The organism is Kitasatospora sp. NPDC093558 (assembly GCF_040683475.1).
GTDB lineage: Bacteria > Actinomycetota > Actinomycetes > Streptomycetales > Streptomycetaceae > Kitasatospora.
Genome location: NZ_JBFBDY010000003.1, coordinates 22732 through 40174 on the forward strand (window position 1 = coordinate 22732; position 17443 = coordinate 40174).

General features: G+C 73.4%; 13 protein-coding genes. 6 read left to right on the forward strand and 7 right to left on the reverse strand.

The features are described from left to right. Positions 1-29: 29 nt before the first annotated feature. From AB0O00_RS00750 to AB0O00_RS00770, 5 genes are all read left to right on the forward strand, one after another. Complete coding sequence (locus tag AB0O00_RS00750) at positions 30-560, forward strand: R3H domain-containing nucleic acid-binding protein (protein WP_363647617.1); 531 nt, start codon at positions 30-32, stop codon at positions 558-560. A 178-nt stretch (positions 561-738) separates the two neighbouring features. Then, a complete protein-coding gene (rsmG, locus tag AB0O00_RS00755; RefSeq protein WP_363647619.1) occupies positions 739-1572 on the forward strand; it encodes a 16S rRNA (guanine(527)-N(7))-methyltransferase RsmG in 834 nt (277 codons plus the stop codon). Between the two features lie 271 nt (positions 1573-1843). After that, a complete protein-coding gene (locus AB0O00_RS00760) occupies positions 1844-2824 on the forward strand; it encodes a ParA family protein (RefSeq protein WP_363647621.1) in 981 nt (326 codons plus the stop codon). Beyond that, positions 2821-3882, forward strand: coding sequence for a ParB/RepB/Spo0J family partition protein (locus AB0O00_RS00765; RefSeq protein ID WP_363647623.1), 1062 nt, complete (start codon positions 2821-2823; stop codon positions 3880-3882). The genes AB0O00_RS00760 and AB0O00_RS00765 overlap by 4 nt, the downstream gene beginning before the upstream one ends. Positions 3883-4007: 125 nt before the next feature. Continuing rightward, positions 4008-4625 (forward strand): GNAT family N-acetyltransferase, encoded by a 618-nt coding sequence (locus tag AB0O00_RS00770; protein ID WP_363647625.1) that lies wholly within the window; start codon positions 4008-4010, stop codon positions 4623-4625. A 188-nt stretch (positions 4626-4813) separates the two neighbouring features. Here the strand turns inward: AB0O00_RS00770 and trxA are convergent, their stop codons facing one another. The 7 genes from trxA to AB0O00_RS00805 form a co-directional block, all read right to left on the reverse strand. Continuing rightward, complete coding sequence (trxA, locus tag AB0O00_RS00775) at positions 4814-5140, reverse strand: thioredoxin (protein ID WP_363647627.1); 327 nt, start codon at positions 5138-5140, stop codon at positions 4814-4816. A gap of 145 nt (positions 5141-5285) precedes the next feature. Further along, entirely contained in the window at positions 5286-6254 is a 969-nt protein-coding gene (gene trxB / locus AB0O00_RS00780; protein WP_363647629.1) for a thioredoxin-disulfide reductase, read from the reverse strand. A 222-nt stretch (positions 6255-6476) separates the two neighbouring features. Next, entirely contained in the window at positions 6477-7448 is a 972-nt protein-coding gene (locus tag AB0O00_RS00785; protein WP_363647631.1) for a hypothetical protein, read from the reverse strand. Beyond that, the gene (sigM, locus tag AB0O00_RS00790; RefSeq protein WP_363647633.1) at positions 7445-8188 is read right to left on the reverse strand and encodes an RNA polymerase sigma factor SigM; all 744 of its coding nucleotides are present in this window, start codon (positions 8186-8188) and stop codon (positions 7445-7447) included. The genes AB0O00_RS00785 and sigM overlap by 4 nt, the downstream gene beginning before the upstream one ends. 41 nt (positions 8189-8229) lie before the next feature. Next, positions 8230-10212 carry a protein kinase family protein gene (locus tag AB0O00_RS00795; protein WP_363647635.1) on the reverse strand — a complete coding sequence of 661 codons (1983 nt, stop codon included), beginning with the start codon at positions 10210-10212 and terminating at the stop codon, positions 8230-8232. 305 nt (positions 10213-10517) lie between these two features. Next, positions 10518-12980, reverse strand: coding sequence for a murein biosynthesis integral membrane protein MurJ (gene murJ / locus AB0O00_RS00800; RefSeq protein WP_363647637.1), 2463 nt, complete (start codon positions 12978-12980; stop codon positions 10518-10520). Positions 12981-13037: 57 nt separating this feature from the next. Then, positions 13038-15494, reverse strand: coding sequence for a DUF6049 family protein (locus AB0O00_RS00805; RefSeq protein WP_363647639.1), 2457 nt, complete (start codon positions 15492-15494; stop codon positions 13038-13040). 468 nt (positions 15495-15962) lie between these two features. On the opposite strand from AB0O00_RS00805, the gene AB0O00_RS00810 reads away from it, so the two are divergent. After that, positions 15963-17396 carry a CCA tRNA nucleotidyltransferase gene (locus tag AB0O00_RS00810; RefSeq protein WP_363647675.1) on the forward strand — a complete coding sequence of 478 codons (1434 nt, stop codon included), beginning with the start codon at positions 15963-15965 and terminating at the stop codon, positions 17394-17396. The last annotated feature ends 47 nt before the right edge of the window (positions 17397-17443 follow it).

The window sequence follows — 17443 nt, forward strand, 5'->3', positions numbered from 1 at the left end:
CTGGGCCTCATCTCCGAAGGAGTCCATCAGTGACGGAAGGCACCACCTCCGCCGTCGAGGCCGAGACCGCCGCCAGCGCCGACGAGAGCCTCATCGCCCGTCTGGAGCAGGAGGGCGACATCGCGGCGGACTACCTGGAGGGTCTGCTCGACATCGCCGACCTCGACGGTGACATCGACATGGACGTCGAGGGGGACCGCGCCCTGGTCTCCATCGTCAGCGACGGCAACGACCGGGCGATCCAGCGACTGGTCGGCCAGGACGGCGAGGTGCTGGAGGCCCTGCAGGAGCTGACCCGGTTGGCCGTCCACCGGGAGACCGGTGAGCGCAGCCGCCTCATGCTGGACATTGCCGGCTTCCGGGCCCGCAAGCGCGAGGAGCTCGCCGCGCTCGGTGCCAAGGCCGCCGAGCAGGCCAAGCGCACGGGCGAGCAGGTCAAGCTGCGGCCGATGACGCCCTTCGAGCGCAAGGTGGTCCACGACGCGGTCGCCGCGGCGGGTCTGCGCAGCGAGTCCGAGGGCGAAGAGCCCCAGCGGTGCGTGGTCGTGCTGCCGGCCTGAGGCCGGCACGTCGATGACCGGTCGCCGTGGTGACCGGTGCGCTTCACAGGACGCGACCCCGTCCGCCTCGTGCGGGCGGGGTCGTCGTCCCTTCGCAGGGCGGTGGCCCGGCGAGAGATGTTTCACGTGGAACTGTGCGGAGAGCGGGTCGGTGGATCCGGGGATCGGAGAGGTCGAGATGGACACGGAGAGCACGGCTGACGGCCAGCCGGGGGCGGGTGCCGTCAATCCGGCCGTTGAGGGCGAGGACGCCGCGGTCCCTGCCGCGGCCGACCCGGGCGAGGCACCGGCCGCGGCCCGGGCGGTCTTCGGCGACCGCTTCGACGCCGCGGTCCGCTACACCGAGCTGCTGGCCACCGCGGGCGTCCAGCGCGGGCTGATCGGGCCCCGCGAGGTGCCCCGGCTGTGGGACCGGCACGTGCTGAACTGCGCGGTGCTCGCCGAGCTGCTGCCGGCCGGCACCACCCTGTGCGACGTCGGCTCCGGCGCCGGCCTGCCGGGCATCCCGGTGGCGCTGGCCCGTCCGGACGTCTCGGTGACGCTGCTGGAGCCGCTGCTGCGGCGGACCACCTTCCTGGAGGAGGTCGTCCGGGAGCTGGGGCTGGAGAACGTCACCGTGCTGCGCGGCCGGGCCGAGGAGATGGTCGGCAAGCTGGCGGTCGACGTGGTGACCGCCCGCGCGGTGGCGCCGCTGGACCGGCTGGCCGGCTGGGGCATGCCGCTGCTCCGCCCGCACGGGCAGATGCTGGCGCTCAAGGGGGACAGCGCCGAGCAGGAGCTGGCCGACTCGCGGGCCGGGCTGACCAAGCTCGGCGCGGTCGAGTGGAGCGTGATCTCGGTCGGCGAGGGCACCCTGGAGACCTCGACCCGAGTGGTTCAGGTCAAGGCGGGGGAGAGCCCCGGCGGGGTGAAGGCGGCGACCCGGCGGGCCAAGGCGGCCCGGGCCGGCCGGACCGTGGGCACGACCCGTGCCGGTGAGCGCGGCCGGGGCGGGCGGCGCCGGGGCCGCTGACCCCGGGTGACGCCGCACACTTGCCACGACGGGCGGGTGGTCCTCCTGGAAGGGGAGGGCCACCCGCCCGTTGTCATTGAGGTGAAGAGCGGGCCACTGTACGGTCACCGGAGTGTCGCAACGTCAGATTTGCGACATAGCGGGCATGGTGTTTCACGTGAAACGTCGCTCCCTGCTCTCCGACGGTTTCGACTTGCGGCTCCGCCGCGGGCTCGGCCTCTTCCGGACGGCGACTGTTGCCGCTCCGGTTTCACGTGAAACACTGACCCCCATGCAGGACTCGGAGACCATCGACCAGATCGATGACACGCCCATCGCGCGTGCTGCCCAGGCTGCGGTCCAGGCGATCGGCCGGGCGGGTGAGGGGCTGCCCCGGCCCGCCGCGACCCGGGTGATCGTGGTCGCCAACCAGAAGGGTGGGGTCGGCAAGACGACCACCACCGTCAACATGGCCGCCTCGCTCGCGATGCACGGACTGCGCGTCCTGGTCGTCGACCTCGACCCGCAGGGGAACGCCTCCACCGCCCTCGGCATCGACCACCACGCCGAGGTGCCGTCGATCTACGACGTCCTCGTGGAGGGCAAGCCGCTGGCCGACGTGGTGCAGCCGGTGCTGGACGTCGAGGGACTCTTCTGCGTCCCCGCCACCATCGACCTGGCCGGCGCGGAGATCGAGCTGGTCTCGCTGGTGGCCCGGGAGAGCCGCCTCCAGCGCGCCATCGCCGCCTACGAGCAGCCGCTCGACTACATCCTGATCGACTGCCCGCCCTCGCTGGGCCTGCTGACGGTCAACGCCCTGGTGGCCGGCCAGGAGGTGCTGATCCCGATCCAGTGCGAGTACTACGCGCTGGAGGGCCTCGGCCAACTGCTGCGCAACGTCGAGCTGGTGCGCGCGCACCTCAACCCCTCGCTGCACGTCTCGACCATCCTGCTCACCATGTACGACGCCCGGACCAGGCTGGCCGCCCAGGTGGCCGACGAGGTCCGGACCCACTTCCAGCAGGAGGTGCTGAGCACGGCGATCCCGCGCTCGGTGCGCATCTCGGAGGCGCCCAGCTACGGTCAGACGGTGCTCACCTACGACCCGGGGTCGACCGGCGCGCTCTCCTACCTGGAGGCGGCCCGCGAGCTCGCGCTGCGTGCGGTGGGCCAGCAGGCCGGGGGCTCGCTGGTGGGTCAGCAGCGCAACAGCAGCGGTACGGGGCACGGTGCCCCGGTGGCACAGCACGGTACGACGGAGGGTCAGCAGTGAGTGGTGGTCGCAGGGGTCTGGGACGAGGGCTCGGGGCGCTGATCGGCCCCGCCGCGCCGGTGGACGGCGGGGCGGCGCAGACCGTCGCGCCTGCGCCGGCCTCGGTGGTGGCGCCCGGAGCGGTGTCGCCGGCCGCCGTCCCGGTGCTGCCGGGTGGTCGCGGCACGGTGGCGGCCAGGGCGGCCGCGGAGAGCCTGCGGGAGCAGCCGGCGCCGGTGCCCGGGGCCTTCTTCGCCGAGCTGCCGATCGACGCCATCACGCCCAACCCGCGTCAGCCGCGCGACGTCTTCGACGACGACAAGATGGCCGAGCTGGTCGCCTCCATCAAGGAGGTGGGCCTGCTCCAGCCGATCGTGGTGCGCCAGGCCGGGCCGGAGGCCTTCGAGCTGATCATGGGCGAGCGTCGCTGGCGCGCGTCCCGTGAGGCCGGGCTGAAGGTGATCCCGGCGATCGTCCGGGCCACCGATGACGACAAGCTCCTCCTGGACGCCCTCCTGGAGAACCTGCACCGGGCCGAACTGAACGCGCTGGAGGAGGCGGCCGCCTACGACCAGCTGCTCCAGGACTTCTCCTGCACCCACGACGAGCTGGCGGACCGGATCGGCCGCTCGCGGTCGCATGTGACCAACACCCTGCGGCTGCTGAAGCTCCCGTTGCCCATCCAGAACCGGATCGCCGCCGGGATCCTGTCCGCCGGGCACGCCAAGGCCCTGTGCAGCCTCACCGACTCGGCGCGCCAGGAGAAGCTGGCGGCCCGGATCAACCGCGAGGGCCTCTCGGTGCGGACCACCGAGGAGATCGTCAAGACGATGAACCTGGAGGACAAGCCGCAGCGCCAGGCGCCGAAGGCGGGCAAGCTGAACTCCCCGGCCTTCAACGACCTGGCGAGCCGGCTGTCGGACCGGTTCGACACCCGGGTCAAGGTCGAGGTGACGCAGCGCGGCGGCAAGCTCGGCAAGGGCAAGGTGGTACTGGAGTTCGGCTCGGTCGAGGACCTGAACCGGATCCTGGACAGCCTGGCCCCCGGTGAGGACGGACTGCGGCTGTCGCAGAGCTGAGGCCGGTCGAAGAGGCGTGACCCGATGGGTGCATGTTCCGCGTGAGCGCTGTTTCACGTGAAACATGCACCCGTCGGCGTTCGGGGGGAATGCTCGACTGTGGAGTGGACGAGGAGGTGCGGGGCATGGGACGCCGGATCGCTCCGCTGACGCTGGACAACCTCGCGGATCTGCCGACGACCTGCCGCTCCTGCGTGTTCTGGGAGCTGGACCCGGTGAGCGGGAAGGCCGCGGTGGAGTCCGGCAAGCCCGAGCTGGAGAAGGAGGGGTGGATCTCCGCGGTGCTGCTGGAGTGGGGCTCCTGCGGCCGGATCGTCTACGTGGACGACCAGCCCGCCGGGTTCGTGCTCTACGCGCCGCCGGCCTACGTGCCGCGCTCGCAGTCCTTCCCGACGAGTCCGGTGTCCCCGGACGCCGTCCAGCTGATGGTCAGCCGGGTGCTGCCGGGCTACCAGCGGCAGGGGCTCGGCCGGGTGCTCGTCCAGACGGTGGCCAAGGACCTGCTCGGGCGCGGCGTGCGGGCGATCGAGGCCTTCGGCACGACCGGGCGGGCGCCGACGAGCTGTGTGCTCCCGGCCGATCACCTGCTCGCGGTCGGCTTCAAGACCGTCCGCCCGCACGCCCGTTACCCGCGACTGCGGCTGGAGGCGCGGACCACGCTGTCCTGGCGCGGCGACGTGGAGGTGGCGCTGGAACGGCTGCTCGGCGGTGGCCGCAAGGAGCCGGCGCTGCGGCCCTTCTGAGCCGGTCGTCGTGAGCCGGTCGTCGTGAGCCGTCCGTGGTGAGCCGTCCGTCGTTCGCGCTCGGCGGTCTGCCCTCCGTCGTCGGTCGTCGGTCGTCCGTCGTCCGTCATTCGCCGGAGTGGCGTGGGAACGACGAAGGCGGGGCTCCCCGGTGATGGGGGAGCCCCGCCTTCGCGGTGGTCGAGGACCTAGATGTACTCGGCCAGCTCGCGCAGCAGCGCGGCCTTCGGACGGGCACCGGTGATGGACTTCACCGGCTCGCCGCCCTTGTACACGATCAGGGTCGGGATCGAGATGACGTTGTACTGGGCGGCCGTCACCTGGTTGGCGTCGACGTCGAGCTTGGCGACGGTCAGCTTGTCGCTGTGCTCGGCCGCGATCTCCTCCAGGATCGGGGCGACCTGGCGGCACGGGCCGCACCAGGTGGCCCAGAAGTCGACCAGTACGGGCTTGTCGCTGTCCAGGACGTCGGCCTGGAACGTCGCGTCGGTGACGGTGGTGGTGGCGCCGGCCACGGGGACTCCTCGGGATCGGACGGAGAGGGCTGCTGCCAGAAGAACAACGGGCGGGCCCGTTCTGTTTCTGCCTGGACGGGGCGGGGGTGTTCCACGTGGAACACGCGAGGCACCCCCGCGGGGGGATCGGTCGGTGTGGCGGGGCTCAGACCGCGACGGCGGCGGCGGCCTTGGACTCCAGGTCGTCCAGCGCGGCGAGGTAGCGCTCGGCGTCCAGGGCGGCGGAGCAGCCGGTGCCGGAGGCGGTGATGGCCTGGCGGTAGGTGTGGTCGACGACGTCGCCGGCGCCGAACACGCCCGGGATGTTGGTCCGGGTGGAGGGGGCCTCGACCTTGAGGTAGCCCTCGGCGTCGAGCTCCAGCTGACCCTTGAACAGCTCGGTGCGCGGGTCGTGGCCGATCGCGATGAACAGGCCGGTGACGGCCAGCTCGCGGGTCTCGCCGGTGGTGGTGTCGCGCAGCGTCACGCCGCTCAGCTTCGGGTCGCCGTGGATGGCCTCGACCGCGCTGTCCCACTCGAAGCGGATCTTCTCGTCGGCGAAGGCGCGCTCCTGCATCGCCTTGGAGGCGCGCAGGGTGTTCCGGCGGTGGATGATCGTGACGCTGCGGGCGAAGCGGGAGAGGAACGTGGCCTCCTCCAGGGCGGTGTCACCGCCACCGACGACCGCGATGTCCTGGTCGCGGAAGAAGAAGCCGTCGCAGGTCGCGCACCAGGAGACGCCGCGGCCGGAGAGCTTGTCCTCGTTGGGCAGGTCGAGCTTGCGGTGCTGCGAGCCGGTGGTGACGATCACGGCGCGGGCCTTGTGCACGTTGCCCTCGGAGTCGGTGACGGTCTTGATGTCACCCGTGAGGTCGACCGCGACGATGTCGTCCGGGATCAGCTCGGCGCCGAAGCGCTCGGCCTGGGCCCGCATGTTGTCCATCAGCTCCGGGCCCATGATGCCGTCCCGGAAGCCCGGGAAGTTCTCGACCTCGGTGGTGTTCATCAGCGCGCCGCCGGCGGTGACGGCCCCCTCGAAGACCAGCGGCTTGAGGGAGGCACGGGCCGTGTAGAGCGCGGCGGTGTAGCCGGCCGGGCCGGAACCGATGATGATCACGTTACGGACGTCGCTCACTGCATCTCCTGGTTCGCATCGCGACCCGCGTTTGCTGCGGGGAGGGCGGTCCTGCTCCGCCGCCCGGGACAACGACTGCCCAGTGTCTCGCATTCCCAGGCGGATCAGTACCAGGTGCCCGCACTCCGGAAGCCGCGTGGCGGCCCCGGCGTCGATCGCACGGGAACGGTGCCGGGTTCCGGAGCCCCGGCCGGGGCGGAGGCGGTCAGCGGGCGGGGGCGGTCAGTGGGCAGGGACCGCGTGGTGCAGCACGATCGTGCAGTCGGGGGAGCGCAGGTAGACGTCGACCTCGCCGGGCTTGCCGGGCACGGGGTAGACGAAGACGTCGACCGGGGCGCCGGCGTAGGTGCCGTGGTCGGTGGCCAGCGGCGTGCCCTTGGTGGGGGCCTGACAGGTCCGGCCGGTCTCGGGCGTCGCCTCCGGGGTGAGCGGCTGGCGCCCCTCGGCCGGCGCGGCGGCGGAGGGCTTGGCGACGCCGTTCGGGGGCGAGCCCACGATGGCGCCGGAGCGGGCCAGCAGCTGCTGGACCTGGGCGGCGAGCTGGTCGTCGCGGTAGTCGGTGCCCGCACCCAGGGCGTGCTCCGCCTTCGAGCTGTGTCCGGCGTCGGCGGTGGACGGCGCCGCGGCCGTCGTGGCCGCGTTGTGCGAGCCGGAGTCCGCCGGGTACAGCAGCGCGCCGCCGAGGCCGATCGCGGCGAGCGCGGCGGCGACGCCGAGCAGGAGGCCGACACGCCGCCGCCGGGGGCGGGGACGGCCGGGGCCGGTGGCACCGGCGGCCCGGGCGGGCGGCGCCACGGGGGCCGTCGCGGGGGCCGTCGCGGGCCGGGACGGCGGGGTCGGGGCAGCGGGGCCGCGCGTGCTCGCGGGGGCCTCGTACGGGCCTTCGGCGGCGTCGCGCCGGGCGGCCTCCTCGGCGAGGGCGGCGTCCAGCCGGGCGACGACGTCGGCCGGCATCGGCGGGGCCTCGACCTCGCCCAGCAGCGCCCGGACCTCGCCGAGCGCGTCGGCGGTCTCGCGGCAGTCGGCGCAGCCGGCCAGGTGCCGGTGCAGCGCCTCGACGGTGCCGGGGTCCTCGATCAGGTCCTCGGCGAGGTCGGCGAGCTCGTCGACGGAGGGGTGGGACCCGGGGGCGCCGGAGAAGTCGGAGGAGTGGGAGGAGCGGGAGGAATCGGAGGAGGAGAAGGGGGCGGTCATCGCGTGCTCGCGTCTCCTTCCAGAATCGTCCGGCCGTTGTCCGGGCCTGTTCCTGTGACGGTGCGGGCGCCGCTTGGGTTCCCCGGTTCGTTCCCTGGTCCGTTCCCCGCGGCCATCCGCCGTGGCGGTGCGGCGCCCTGGACGGACGCTGTTCCACGTGGAACATCGCCTCCGTCGCCCTCGCGGAGGTGGCGGACCAGCGGCAGCAGCCGGGCCCGCCCGCGGGCGCAGCGGCTCTTCACCGTGCCGACCGGCACGCCCAGCAGCTCGGCGGCCTCGGCGACCGGGTAGCCCTGCATGTCGACCAGGACGAGGGCGGCCCGCTGGTCGGCCGGCAGTTCGGCGAGCGCCGCGGCCACCTCGCGGTGCACCTCGGCCCGGACGACGGGGGAGTCGGCGGGTTCGGCGGAGCCCACCAGGGTGTCCAGCCGCTGCGGGTCGTCGTCCAGCGGGCTGGTGCGGCGGGTGGCGCTACGCCGGGCGCGGTCCAGGCAGGCGTTGACCACGATCCGGTGCAGCCACGTGGTGACCGCCGAGCGGCCCTGGAAGCCGGGTGCGGCGCGGAAAGCGGAGACCAGGGCGTCCTGGAGGGCGTCGGCGGCCTCTTCGCGGTCGCCCAGCGTGCGCAGGGCGACCGCCCAGAGCCGGTCGCGGTGGCGGTTGACCAGTTGCCCGAAGGCGTCCGGGTCGCCGGCGACGTGCCGGGCGAGCAGCGTCGCGTCGTCGTCCGCCACTGTCACCCCTTGACCCCTTGCCGTCGTTCGGGCGACCGGAGCGCCGGTCAGCCGAAGACCTTCACCTCGGCGACGTGGCCGTGGTACTTGCCGTCGTTGACATCCTTCGTCAGGGCGGTCAGCCAGAGCAAGAGGTAACGCGTGGTGACCGGGGTGTCGAGGTTGTACGAGACGTTGGTGCCGCTCTGCTTGCCGAGGACGCTGAAGGCCTCCGGCTTAGCGTCCATGGGGTTGGTGGCGCCGGTCGGGGGCAGCCGGAGCTCCGCGGTCTGGTCGCCGCCCGAGAACAGGACGGTCACGGAGGAGACCGTCTGCATCGAGCCGAGGTCGATCATCAGCCCGGTGCCGGACTTGAGGGCGGGCTTCGTGGGGCCGAACTGGTCGTAGTAGTAGTTGGTGTCCCAGGAGGTGTTCGGGTTGCCGTCGTAGGCGTTCGCGAGGGTGTCCTTGCCCTCGGGCTCCCCGGGGTTGCGCCCGAGCGGGTTGTACGACTGGGCGTCCTTGATCTGGATCTGCACGGGTGGGTGCGTGGCCGCGTGCGCGGTCGGCGCGCTGCTGCTGACCGACGGCTGCGGGGCCGCGACGGCCGAGCCGTTGTTGCGCAGGTGGTCGACGGCCTGCCAGGAGGCGACGCCGATGGCGCCCAGCGCGACCGTCCAGGCCGTCGCCTTGAGCGCCCGGCGCAGCCGCCGCCGGGTGCGGCGGGTCGAGGTGGGGCGGGACGAGGCGGGCAGCGGCGGTACGACGGGACCGTCGATCACGCGCGTCGGGTTGGGCGCGGTCGGCAGGGCGTGGGTGTTGTGCCGGGGCGGCGGGGTGAAGACGGGCAGCTCGGGCTCGGGCTGGCGGATGCGCGGCATCAGCGCGATCGCCTTGGCGAGCTCCTCCGGTGTGGTGATCGGCTCGGCGTGGTGCGGCGGGTGGTCGAACAGGGCGCGCGCGGCGAGCTCGGACAGGCCCTTGTGGACGCCGGCCCTGACCTGGTCGGGGGCGGCGTTCTGGAGGCCCTTCGGCAGGCCCCGCAGGTCGTAGCGGTCCTCGGGGTAGGGCCAGCGGTGGGTGAGCGCGGCGAAGAGCAGGGCGCCGATCGCGCGGGTGTCGGCGCGCTCGGCGTCGTCGGTGTCGCCGTCGGCGGGCAGGCCGCGCAGGGCGGCGTCCACCGCGATGCCGTTGATCCGGTACTGGCCGCTGTCGGTGCGCAGCACGCAGCGCGGGGTGAGGCGCAGGTGGGCCTGGCCGCGCCGGTGCGCGGCGGCGACCGCGTCGGTCACCTGGCGGACCATCTGGTAGGCGTCGTGCGGCTCCATCGGGCCGTCGGCGAGCAGCTTGGCGAGGTCGGAGGCGTGCGGCAGCCACTCCCGCACGACGTAGACCAGCTCGCCCTCCTGGACGGCGTCGAGGACCTGGACGAAGCGCGGGTCGCCGAGCAGGGCGGCGGACTTGGCGGCGGCGAGCACCTTGCGGGCGCGCTGCTGGCCGGAGGCCATCAGGTGGACGCCGACGGCCCGGCGCAGCTTCTCGTCGACGGCGCGCCAGCTGCTGAAGGTCTCGGTCTGGGAGATGCACTCCTCCAGCCGGTACCGGTGGCCGATCTTGTCGCCGCTGTGCCGCAGCGGCGCGGGGAGGGTGCGGGGGAGGGCGGCGGTGTCGCGCGGGTCGACGGTGGGCTGCGGGTCGGTGGGTGTGCGGCGGGGGGTGCCGTTGACCGGCTCCGGGGCCGCGGCGGGCTTCGGCTTGCCGCCGCCGGCGGCGAGTTCGGCGGCGATCTCGTCGACCGAGAGCGGCGCGGTGATCTCCGAGGTCTCCTCGCTGACCGACGTGTCGTCGGCGGAGGAGTCCGTGCCGGAGTCGGGCTCGGCCGGGTCGGAGTCGGCCGAGCCAGCCGGGGAGGAGGTGACGGGGGAGGGGGCGTTGTCGCCCGGGGAGGTCTTCGCGCCCGCGAGCTCGTCGATCGCCGCGGCCAGTGCGGCGTCGTCCGCCGCCGCGTCAGCTGCTGACGTGTCGACGACCGCCTTGGTGCCATCAGCCACCGTGGTCCTGCCTCCCCTTGTGTCGCCCCGGCTGAGAGAGTCGCTGGAGCCCGTGGGTTGGCGGCCCTGTGCTCCAGGACAATTGTGCCCACTCTTCTCCACCGGGTACGACCGCTGAGGGGTCCGCTCGGTTGCGTGAAGGTGGAGAGATGTGGTGCAGAACCGACACCGGGCCGCCACCTGACGGGCCGGGTGGGCCCGGTGCGGGTGGCGGCCCGGTGCCGGGCCGGACCGGCTCGTGAGCCGATCGTTATGGTTGACGCCCGGTCAGGGTGTCGGCCGGTCCGGCCGGTTGGTGCGGTGGGTCAGCGGCCGAGCCGGCCGCGCACCATGCCGAGCATGGCGTTGAGCTCCTCGATCCGCAGTCTTTTCGCGATGAGCACGAACACGGCGAGCTGCAGGCCGCCCGCCACGACGACGGAGGCGACGCTGCCGGGCCAGCCGCCGAGCACCCGCTGGACCGCCAGGCTGACGCCGAGCCCGACCAGGGCGGCCGGGACGCACGCGGCGGTCAGGCGGCTGTAGGTCCTCCCGATGCTCTTGGTGTCCAGCCCGCCGATCTTCTTCTTCAGCTTCGGCACGGCGACCGTCACCCCGACGGCGTAGGCGAGGCCGTAGCCGAAGGCCATGCCGGTCACCGTCCACTGCGGGGGCAGGGTGAACCAGCAGATCAGCGAGAAGCCGGCCTGGCAGGCCGCCACCCAGACGGTGTTGGAGAACGGCGTCCGGGTGTCCTCGTAGGCGTAGAAGCCGCGCAGCATGACGTACTGCGCCGAGTACGGGATCAGGCCGAGCGCGAAGGCGGAGAGCATCAGGCCGACGTTGGTGGCGTTGTCCAGGGAGGCGGTGCCGCCGCCGACCGCGTAGATCGAGCGGCCGATCGCCGGGCCGAGGGCCAGGAACAGGAACGCGGCCGGGACGACCGCCACCGCGGTGGTGCGCAGCCCGTACGACAGGTCGTCGCGGACGGCGCCGGCGTCCTCGTCGGCCGCCGCCCGGGAGAGCCGGGGGAGCACCGCGCTCATGATCGAGACGGTGATGACGGCCTGCGGGAGCTGCCAGATCAGCAGCGCGTTGGAGAACGCGGCGAGGCCGACGCCGCCGTGGCCGCCGTGCTCGGCGGCGCTGCCGGCGGCGGTGGCCAGCTGGGTGATGACGAGGTAGCCGGCCTGGTTGGCGAGCACGAAGAAGAACGTCCACTTGGCGAGGCGGGCGGCCTTGCCGAGGCCGTGACCGCGCCAGTCGAAGCGCGGACGGAAGTGGAAGTCGGCTGCCCGCAGGTACGGGATCATCGCCAGCGACTGGACGACCAGGCCGATCAGGGTGCCGAGGCCGAGCAGCCGCACGCCCTCGGGGGTGATGTTCTCCGGCGTCACCTGGGTGGTGTTGAAGCCCCCGTAGACCCAGATGTAGGCGGCGAAGGTGAAGATCACCACGATGTTGTTGAGGACCGGGGTCCACATCATCGCGCCGAACCGGCCGCGGGCGTTGAGGATCTGGCCCATCACCACATGGATGCCCATGAAGAAGATGGTGGGCAGGCAGTACCGGGCCAGCGCGACGGTGGTGTCGGCGCGGGCGGCGTTCTCCATCATCGGGTGTGCGATCAGCTGCACCAGGATCGGGGCCCCGAGCACGGCCAGGAACACCACGCCGCCGAGGCCGACCATCACCAGGGTGAGCAGCCGGCTGGCGTAGGCGGTGCCGCCGTCCTCGTCGTTCTTCATGCTGCGGACCAGCTGCGGCACGAAGACGGCGTTCAGCGCGCCGCCGCCGATCAGGATGTACAGCAGGGTCGGCAGGGTGTTCGCCGCGTTGTACGAGTCACCCATGACGGCGATGCCGATCGCGCCCGCGATCACCATCGTGCGCAGGAAGCCGGTGCCGCGGGAGACCAGCGTGCCGGCCGCCATGATCGCGCTGGAGTTCAGCAGGCTCGCGACCTTGCCACCGCCACCGCCGGCCGCCGGGGCGGACTCGGCGGGCGGCGCCTCGGCGGCGTGGCCCTCGGCGGCGAGGTCCTCCAGCGGCTCGACCGCGGGCGGCAGCGCCACCGCGGCCACCTGCATGGTGGCCTCCTCCTCGGACAGCGGCGGGTCGAACTCGATCGGGGGCACGAACGGGCGCGGCGCGTCGCCGCGGCCCTCCTGCTGCGGGTACCCGCCCGCGGGCGGGAACGGCGCGGGCCCGGACGGCGCGGGGGCCGGCACGTCGCCCGCGGCAGGAAGTACGCCGGCCGGCGGGACGGCTGCGGGCCGGGGCGCCGACGGCGGGGCCGCGGCCTCCGTCCGGCCACCGCCGAACAGCGCGTCCACGCCGACGTACTCGGTGGTCTCGCTGTCCCACTGGGAGGAGTGCGCCGGACCGGGCTCCCACTGCGGCTGCGGCTGCTCCGCGGCACCCCACCGGCCACCGGCCGCCGGGGCCTCCTCGCGGGGCTCGCGCCAGCCGACCGGGGTGTCCCAGCCGGGCTGCACCGGCGGCACCGGCGGCGCGAACGGCGTCGCCGGGACCGGCGCCGGGTAGCCGCCGGCCTGCGGCGGCAGCTGCGGCGGCACGTCGTACGCGGCGGCCTGCGGCTGCGGCGCGGCGGGCCCGGCCGCCCGGAGGCCGTACGGGTCCTGACCGTCCTGCGGGCCCTGGTACGCGTCGGCCGCGTACGGGTCCTGGGCGTAGGTGTCGGCCACGTACCAGTCGCCGGACGGCGACTCGGCACCCGGCCGGTTCTCACCGCGGCCCGGCGGCCGCTCCTCGCTGCGCCCGGTCATGTCACCTCTTCGCGTTCGTGGGGGAGGCCGACCCGGTCGGGTGCGGGGTCGGCGGTATCAAGGACCAACCTTCTCATCACTGGAGGTCCGATCCCGGCCATCGGCGCTGCTGGCGCGCGGTGTCTGCGCGGGATCCTCACCGGTGGAGCCGCCCCCGTCGCCGTGGGCCCCGTCGTCCTCGTGTTCCCCGTGGCCTTCGGGGGCCGCGTGGTCCGCGAGGTCCTCGGGGTCCTCGGGGTCCTCGTCGTCCGGCCCCCCGGCCGGGCCGCCCGTCCCGGCGTCGCCGATCGGCTGGTCGCCGTCCTCGTGCGGCTGCCCGGCCCGCCGCTTGCGCTGGCGGACGAAGCGCAGGGCGGCCAGCAGGAGGAGCACCACCCCGCCCGCGAAGACGTACAGGACCCCGTTGGTCACCGAGGTGACCTCCACCTGGAAGTTCTGCGCCTCGCCGTACGGGCGCGGGTCGGGTCCGGTGGTGAAGAGCTGGGCGGTCATGTTGACCGGGCCGTTGCTGCGGGCCAGCGCCTGGAACCGCACGGTGACGCCCTGCGCGGCCGGGATGACCAGGTCCTCCTGCGTGGCCACCGACAGCCGGTTCTGCTGGTGCGAGATGAGCTGGAGCCTGAGGTTGGTGACCGTCTGGGTGAGGTCGTTGCGCACGCTGACCTGGAGCTGGCCGGTGTTCCCCGCGAGGGTGACCGAGGTCTTCGGCGGTACCTTCACCGCCTTCGTCAGCTCCTTGAGGTACTCCTTCACGCCGTCGCGGTACGCGCTCCCCCCGCGGGCGTCGGAGCGCCACTCGGTGGACAGCGAACGGACCATGGCCGCGCTGAACGGGCCGCGCACCCGCTGCGGAAGGGTGAGCACCTGCATCAGGGTGTCGAGGTCGTACTGGACGCGGTCGGTGCCGCTCAGGTCGGCCGCCGACAGCTCGGAGGCACGGGACTTGGCCGGGTAGTCGGTGGCGGCCGGGACGGCGGTGGTGGCCCCGGGGTCGGGCGCGGCCTGCGCCACGGCGTCCAGCTTCGCCGGCTCGACCCACTTGCCGTTCGCCGCCGTCTGGAGGGCGCCCGCCAGCACCTTGGCGGTGGCCACGGTCAGCTCGCGCGGCGGCAGGACCAGCAGGCCGCGCTGGTTCTGCGGCTGCTCGTGGGTGATCGCGTAGGTCTCGGCGAGGAAGCGCTGGGTCGCCAGGGTCTGGGCCTGCGGCGTGCTCAGGTCGCCGTCGAACAGGGCGGAGACGGTCTCGTCCGCCACCACGGCGTTCTGCCCGTTGCCGACCGGGCGCACCGCGGTCGGCGTGTGGTTGAGCGTGTCCGGCTCCGGCATGCTCGCGCCGTCGACCAGCAGCAGGCCGCTGCCCGCCTGCTTGGCGACGCCGGCGATCTGCTGGTCCAGGTAGCCCTGGTAGGGCCAGGCGACGTCGGAACGGGTGTCCACCGACAGCCGGCCCTCGACGGTCAGCCGGCCGGCGGTCGCGGCCTTGTTCAGGGCGGTGCCCATGCCGCCCAGGTCCGAGCCGTTGTGGGCGATCGAGGCGATGTCCGGGTCGGCGTACGGGAGCGCCACCACCTGGTTGCCGGGCTTGGCGACGGCGGTCCGCAGCTTCTCCAGCCAGGCCGTCGCGGCCGCCTGGCCGGCGCCGACGAAGGTGTTGTCGTCCTTGGCCGGCTTGCCGTCCTTCTCGGTGCCCGGCTTCTGCACCCGGTAGCCCTTGGTCATCGCGAACGCGGTGTCCAGCAGGTCCGGGTCGATCGTCCAGGTCAGGCCGGTCAGCTTCGAGCCGGTGTCCACCAGCTCGTACAGCCGGCCGCCGGGGGCGAACTCGGCGGCCAGGCTGTCGTCGCGCAGCACCGAGACCGTCTGGTCGTTCTCGGAGGTGGTCTGCGCGGCCAGTTCGGGACCGTGCACCAGCGGCCAGACGGTGGCGACCCTGGTCGGCTGGGCGTCGCCGGGGTTCCCGTTGTACGTCAGGAAGGTGCGGGCGATGCCCAGCGCCCGCTCGTGCTGGTTGTCGGCGGTCGAGCCCCAGGCGTCCACCGCGAGCTCGTAGACGCCGTCGCCGTTCAGCTGGAGGTCGTTGACCGCGACGCCGAGGGTGTAGGCCTGGCTCTGGCCGGGGGCGAGCTCGGGCAGCGCGTACTGCGGGCTGTCCAGCTCTATGCCGTCCGCGCCGAGCGGGGAGGTGCGGGTGGCCACGGTCTGCAGCTCGCTGCGCCGCTGCAGGGGCTTGCCCAGCGACGGCTTGCGGACGGCCGCGTGGGCGCCCTTGAGCACGGACTTGCCGCCGTTGGTCACGTGCCCGGTGATCGTCACCGTGCCGTTCGGGCTGGCCACCTGGGGGGCCACCGTGTCGATCGTCATGACCACCGGGGACTCGGGCGAGACCGCGCCCTCCGCGGCCGGCACGTCGCCGCCGGCCGGCAGCGCGCCCGCCGGGGCGGCGGCGATCACCGCCAGCACGGCTCCCAGGGCGGCCGCGAGCCGCCGTGCCGTGCGGCGGCCGGGGCGCCGCACGTCGGCGGGATCCCCGGGCCGTCCAGGCCGTCCGTGTCCCCCCAGGCCCGAGTGCCGTGCCGGCTCACTCACTCGTTTCGCCCTCGCCGTTCTCGATCGCTCGCTGCTGCTGATGCTGTTCGCCTGACGCTGTTCGCCGCTCGTCGCCGCGACCGCCGCCGCGGGCCGAGAGGATCAGCCGTGCGAAGCAGCCGGGTAGGGGCAGCCGTGACGAGTGCGGCCTCCGGTCGCCCGGCCGGCCGTGGTGGCACGCGGCACCGCAATCCCCTGTCCGGTGCCCGAGAACTCGTTCACCGGCATGGTAACGATGCGGCCCCGGGTGCGGTGTTGCGGGTCTTGGGGTGAGACGCCGAAAACGCGCGGGCGGTTGACCTGTGCAGGCACGTACCCTTGTGAGCCGTGTCCACTGCCAATGAGCCCGCCGCCCGCACCCATCCTTCCAGCACCGCGACCCAGGTCGTACCAGGCCTGAGCGAGGCCCAGACGCTGGGCCTGCAAGAGCTGCTGCGGGTGTCGCCGGTCGCCGACGAGATCGCCCGCCGCTTCCAGGCCGCCGGGCACCGGCTGGCGCTGGTCGGCGGCTCCGTGCGCGACGCGCTGCTCGGCCGGCTCGGCAACGACCTGGACTTCACCACCGACGCCCGCCCGCAGCAGGTCCTCAAGCTGGTCAAGGGCTGGGCGGACGCCGTCTGGGACGTCGGCATCGCCTTCGGCACGGTCGGCGCCCGCAAGGACACCCCGCAGGGCTCCTTCCTGATCGAGATCACCACCTACCGGTCCGAGGCCTACGACCGCACCTCCCGCAAGCCCGAGGTCACCTACGGCGACACCATCGAGCAGGACCTGGTCCGCCGCGACTTCACCGTCAACGCGATGGCCGTCGACCTGCCCGGGCGCGGCTTCGTCGACCCGCACCACGGCCTCGACGACCTGGAGGCCCGGGTCCTGCGCACCCCCGCCACCCCCGAGGAGTCCTTCTCCGACGACCCGCTGCGGATGATGCGCGCCGCCCGCTTCGCCGCCCAGCTCGACTTCGACCCGGCCCCCGAGGTCGTCGCCGCGATGACCGCGATGGCCGAGCGGATCACCATCGTCTCGGCCGAGCGGGTCCAGGCCGAGCTCAACAAGCTGCTGCTGGCCGCCCACCCGGTGAAGGGCCTGCGGCTGCTGGTCGACACCGGCCTGGCCGGGCACGTCGTGCCCGAGCTGCCCGCGCTGCGCCTGGAGCGCGACGAGCACCACCGGCACAAGGACGTCTACGAGCACTCGCTGACCGTCCTGGAGCAGGCCATCGACCTGGAGCAGGACGGCCCCGACCTCACCCTGCGCCTGGCCGCGCTGCTGCACGACATCGGCAAGCCGCGCACCCGCCGCTTCGAGTCCGACGGCCGGGTCTCCTTCCACCACCACGAGGTGGTCGGCGCGAAGATGACCCGCAAGCGGATGCGCGAGCTCAAGTACTCCAAGGAGCTCACCGAGGACGTCTCGCGCCTGGTCGAGCTGCACCTGCGCTTCCACGGCTACGGCGGCGGCGAGTGGACCGACTCCGCGGTGCGCCGCTACGTCGCCGACGCCGGGCCGCTGCTGGAGCGCCTGCACAAGCTGACCCGCTCCGACTGCACCACCCGCAACCGCAAGAAGGCGGCGACGCTGTCGCGCACCTACGACGGCCTGGAGCAGCGCATCGGCGAGCTGAAGGCCCAGGAGGAGCTGGACGCCATCCGCCCGGCGCTGGACGGCAACCAGATCATGGAGCTGCTCGGCCTCAAGCCGGGTCCGCAGGTCGGCAAGGCCTACAAGCACATGCTCGAACTCCGGCTGGAGAACGGCCCGATGGAGCACGACGAGGCGGTGGCCGCCCTCCGCGCGTGGTGGGCGGAGCAGCAGCAGCAGCAGGGCTGAGCGAACGCGACGAAGGGCGGTCCCGGCATCCGGGACCGCCCCTCGTG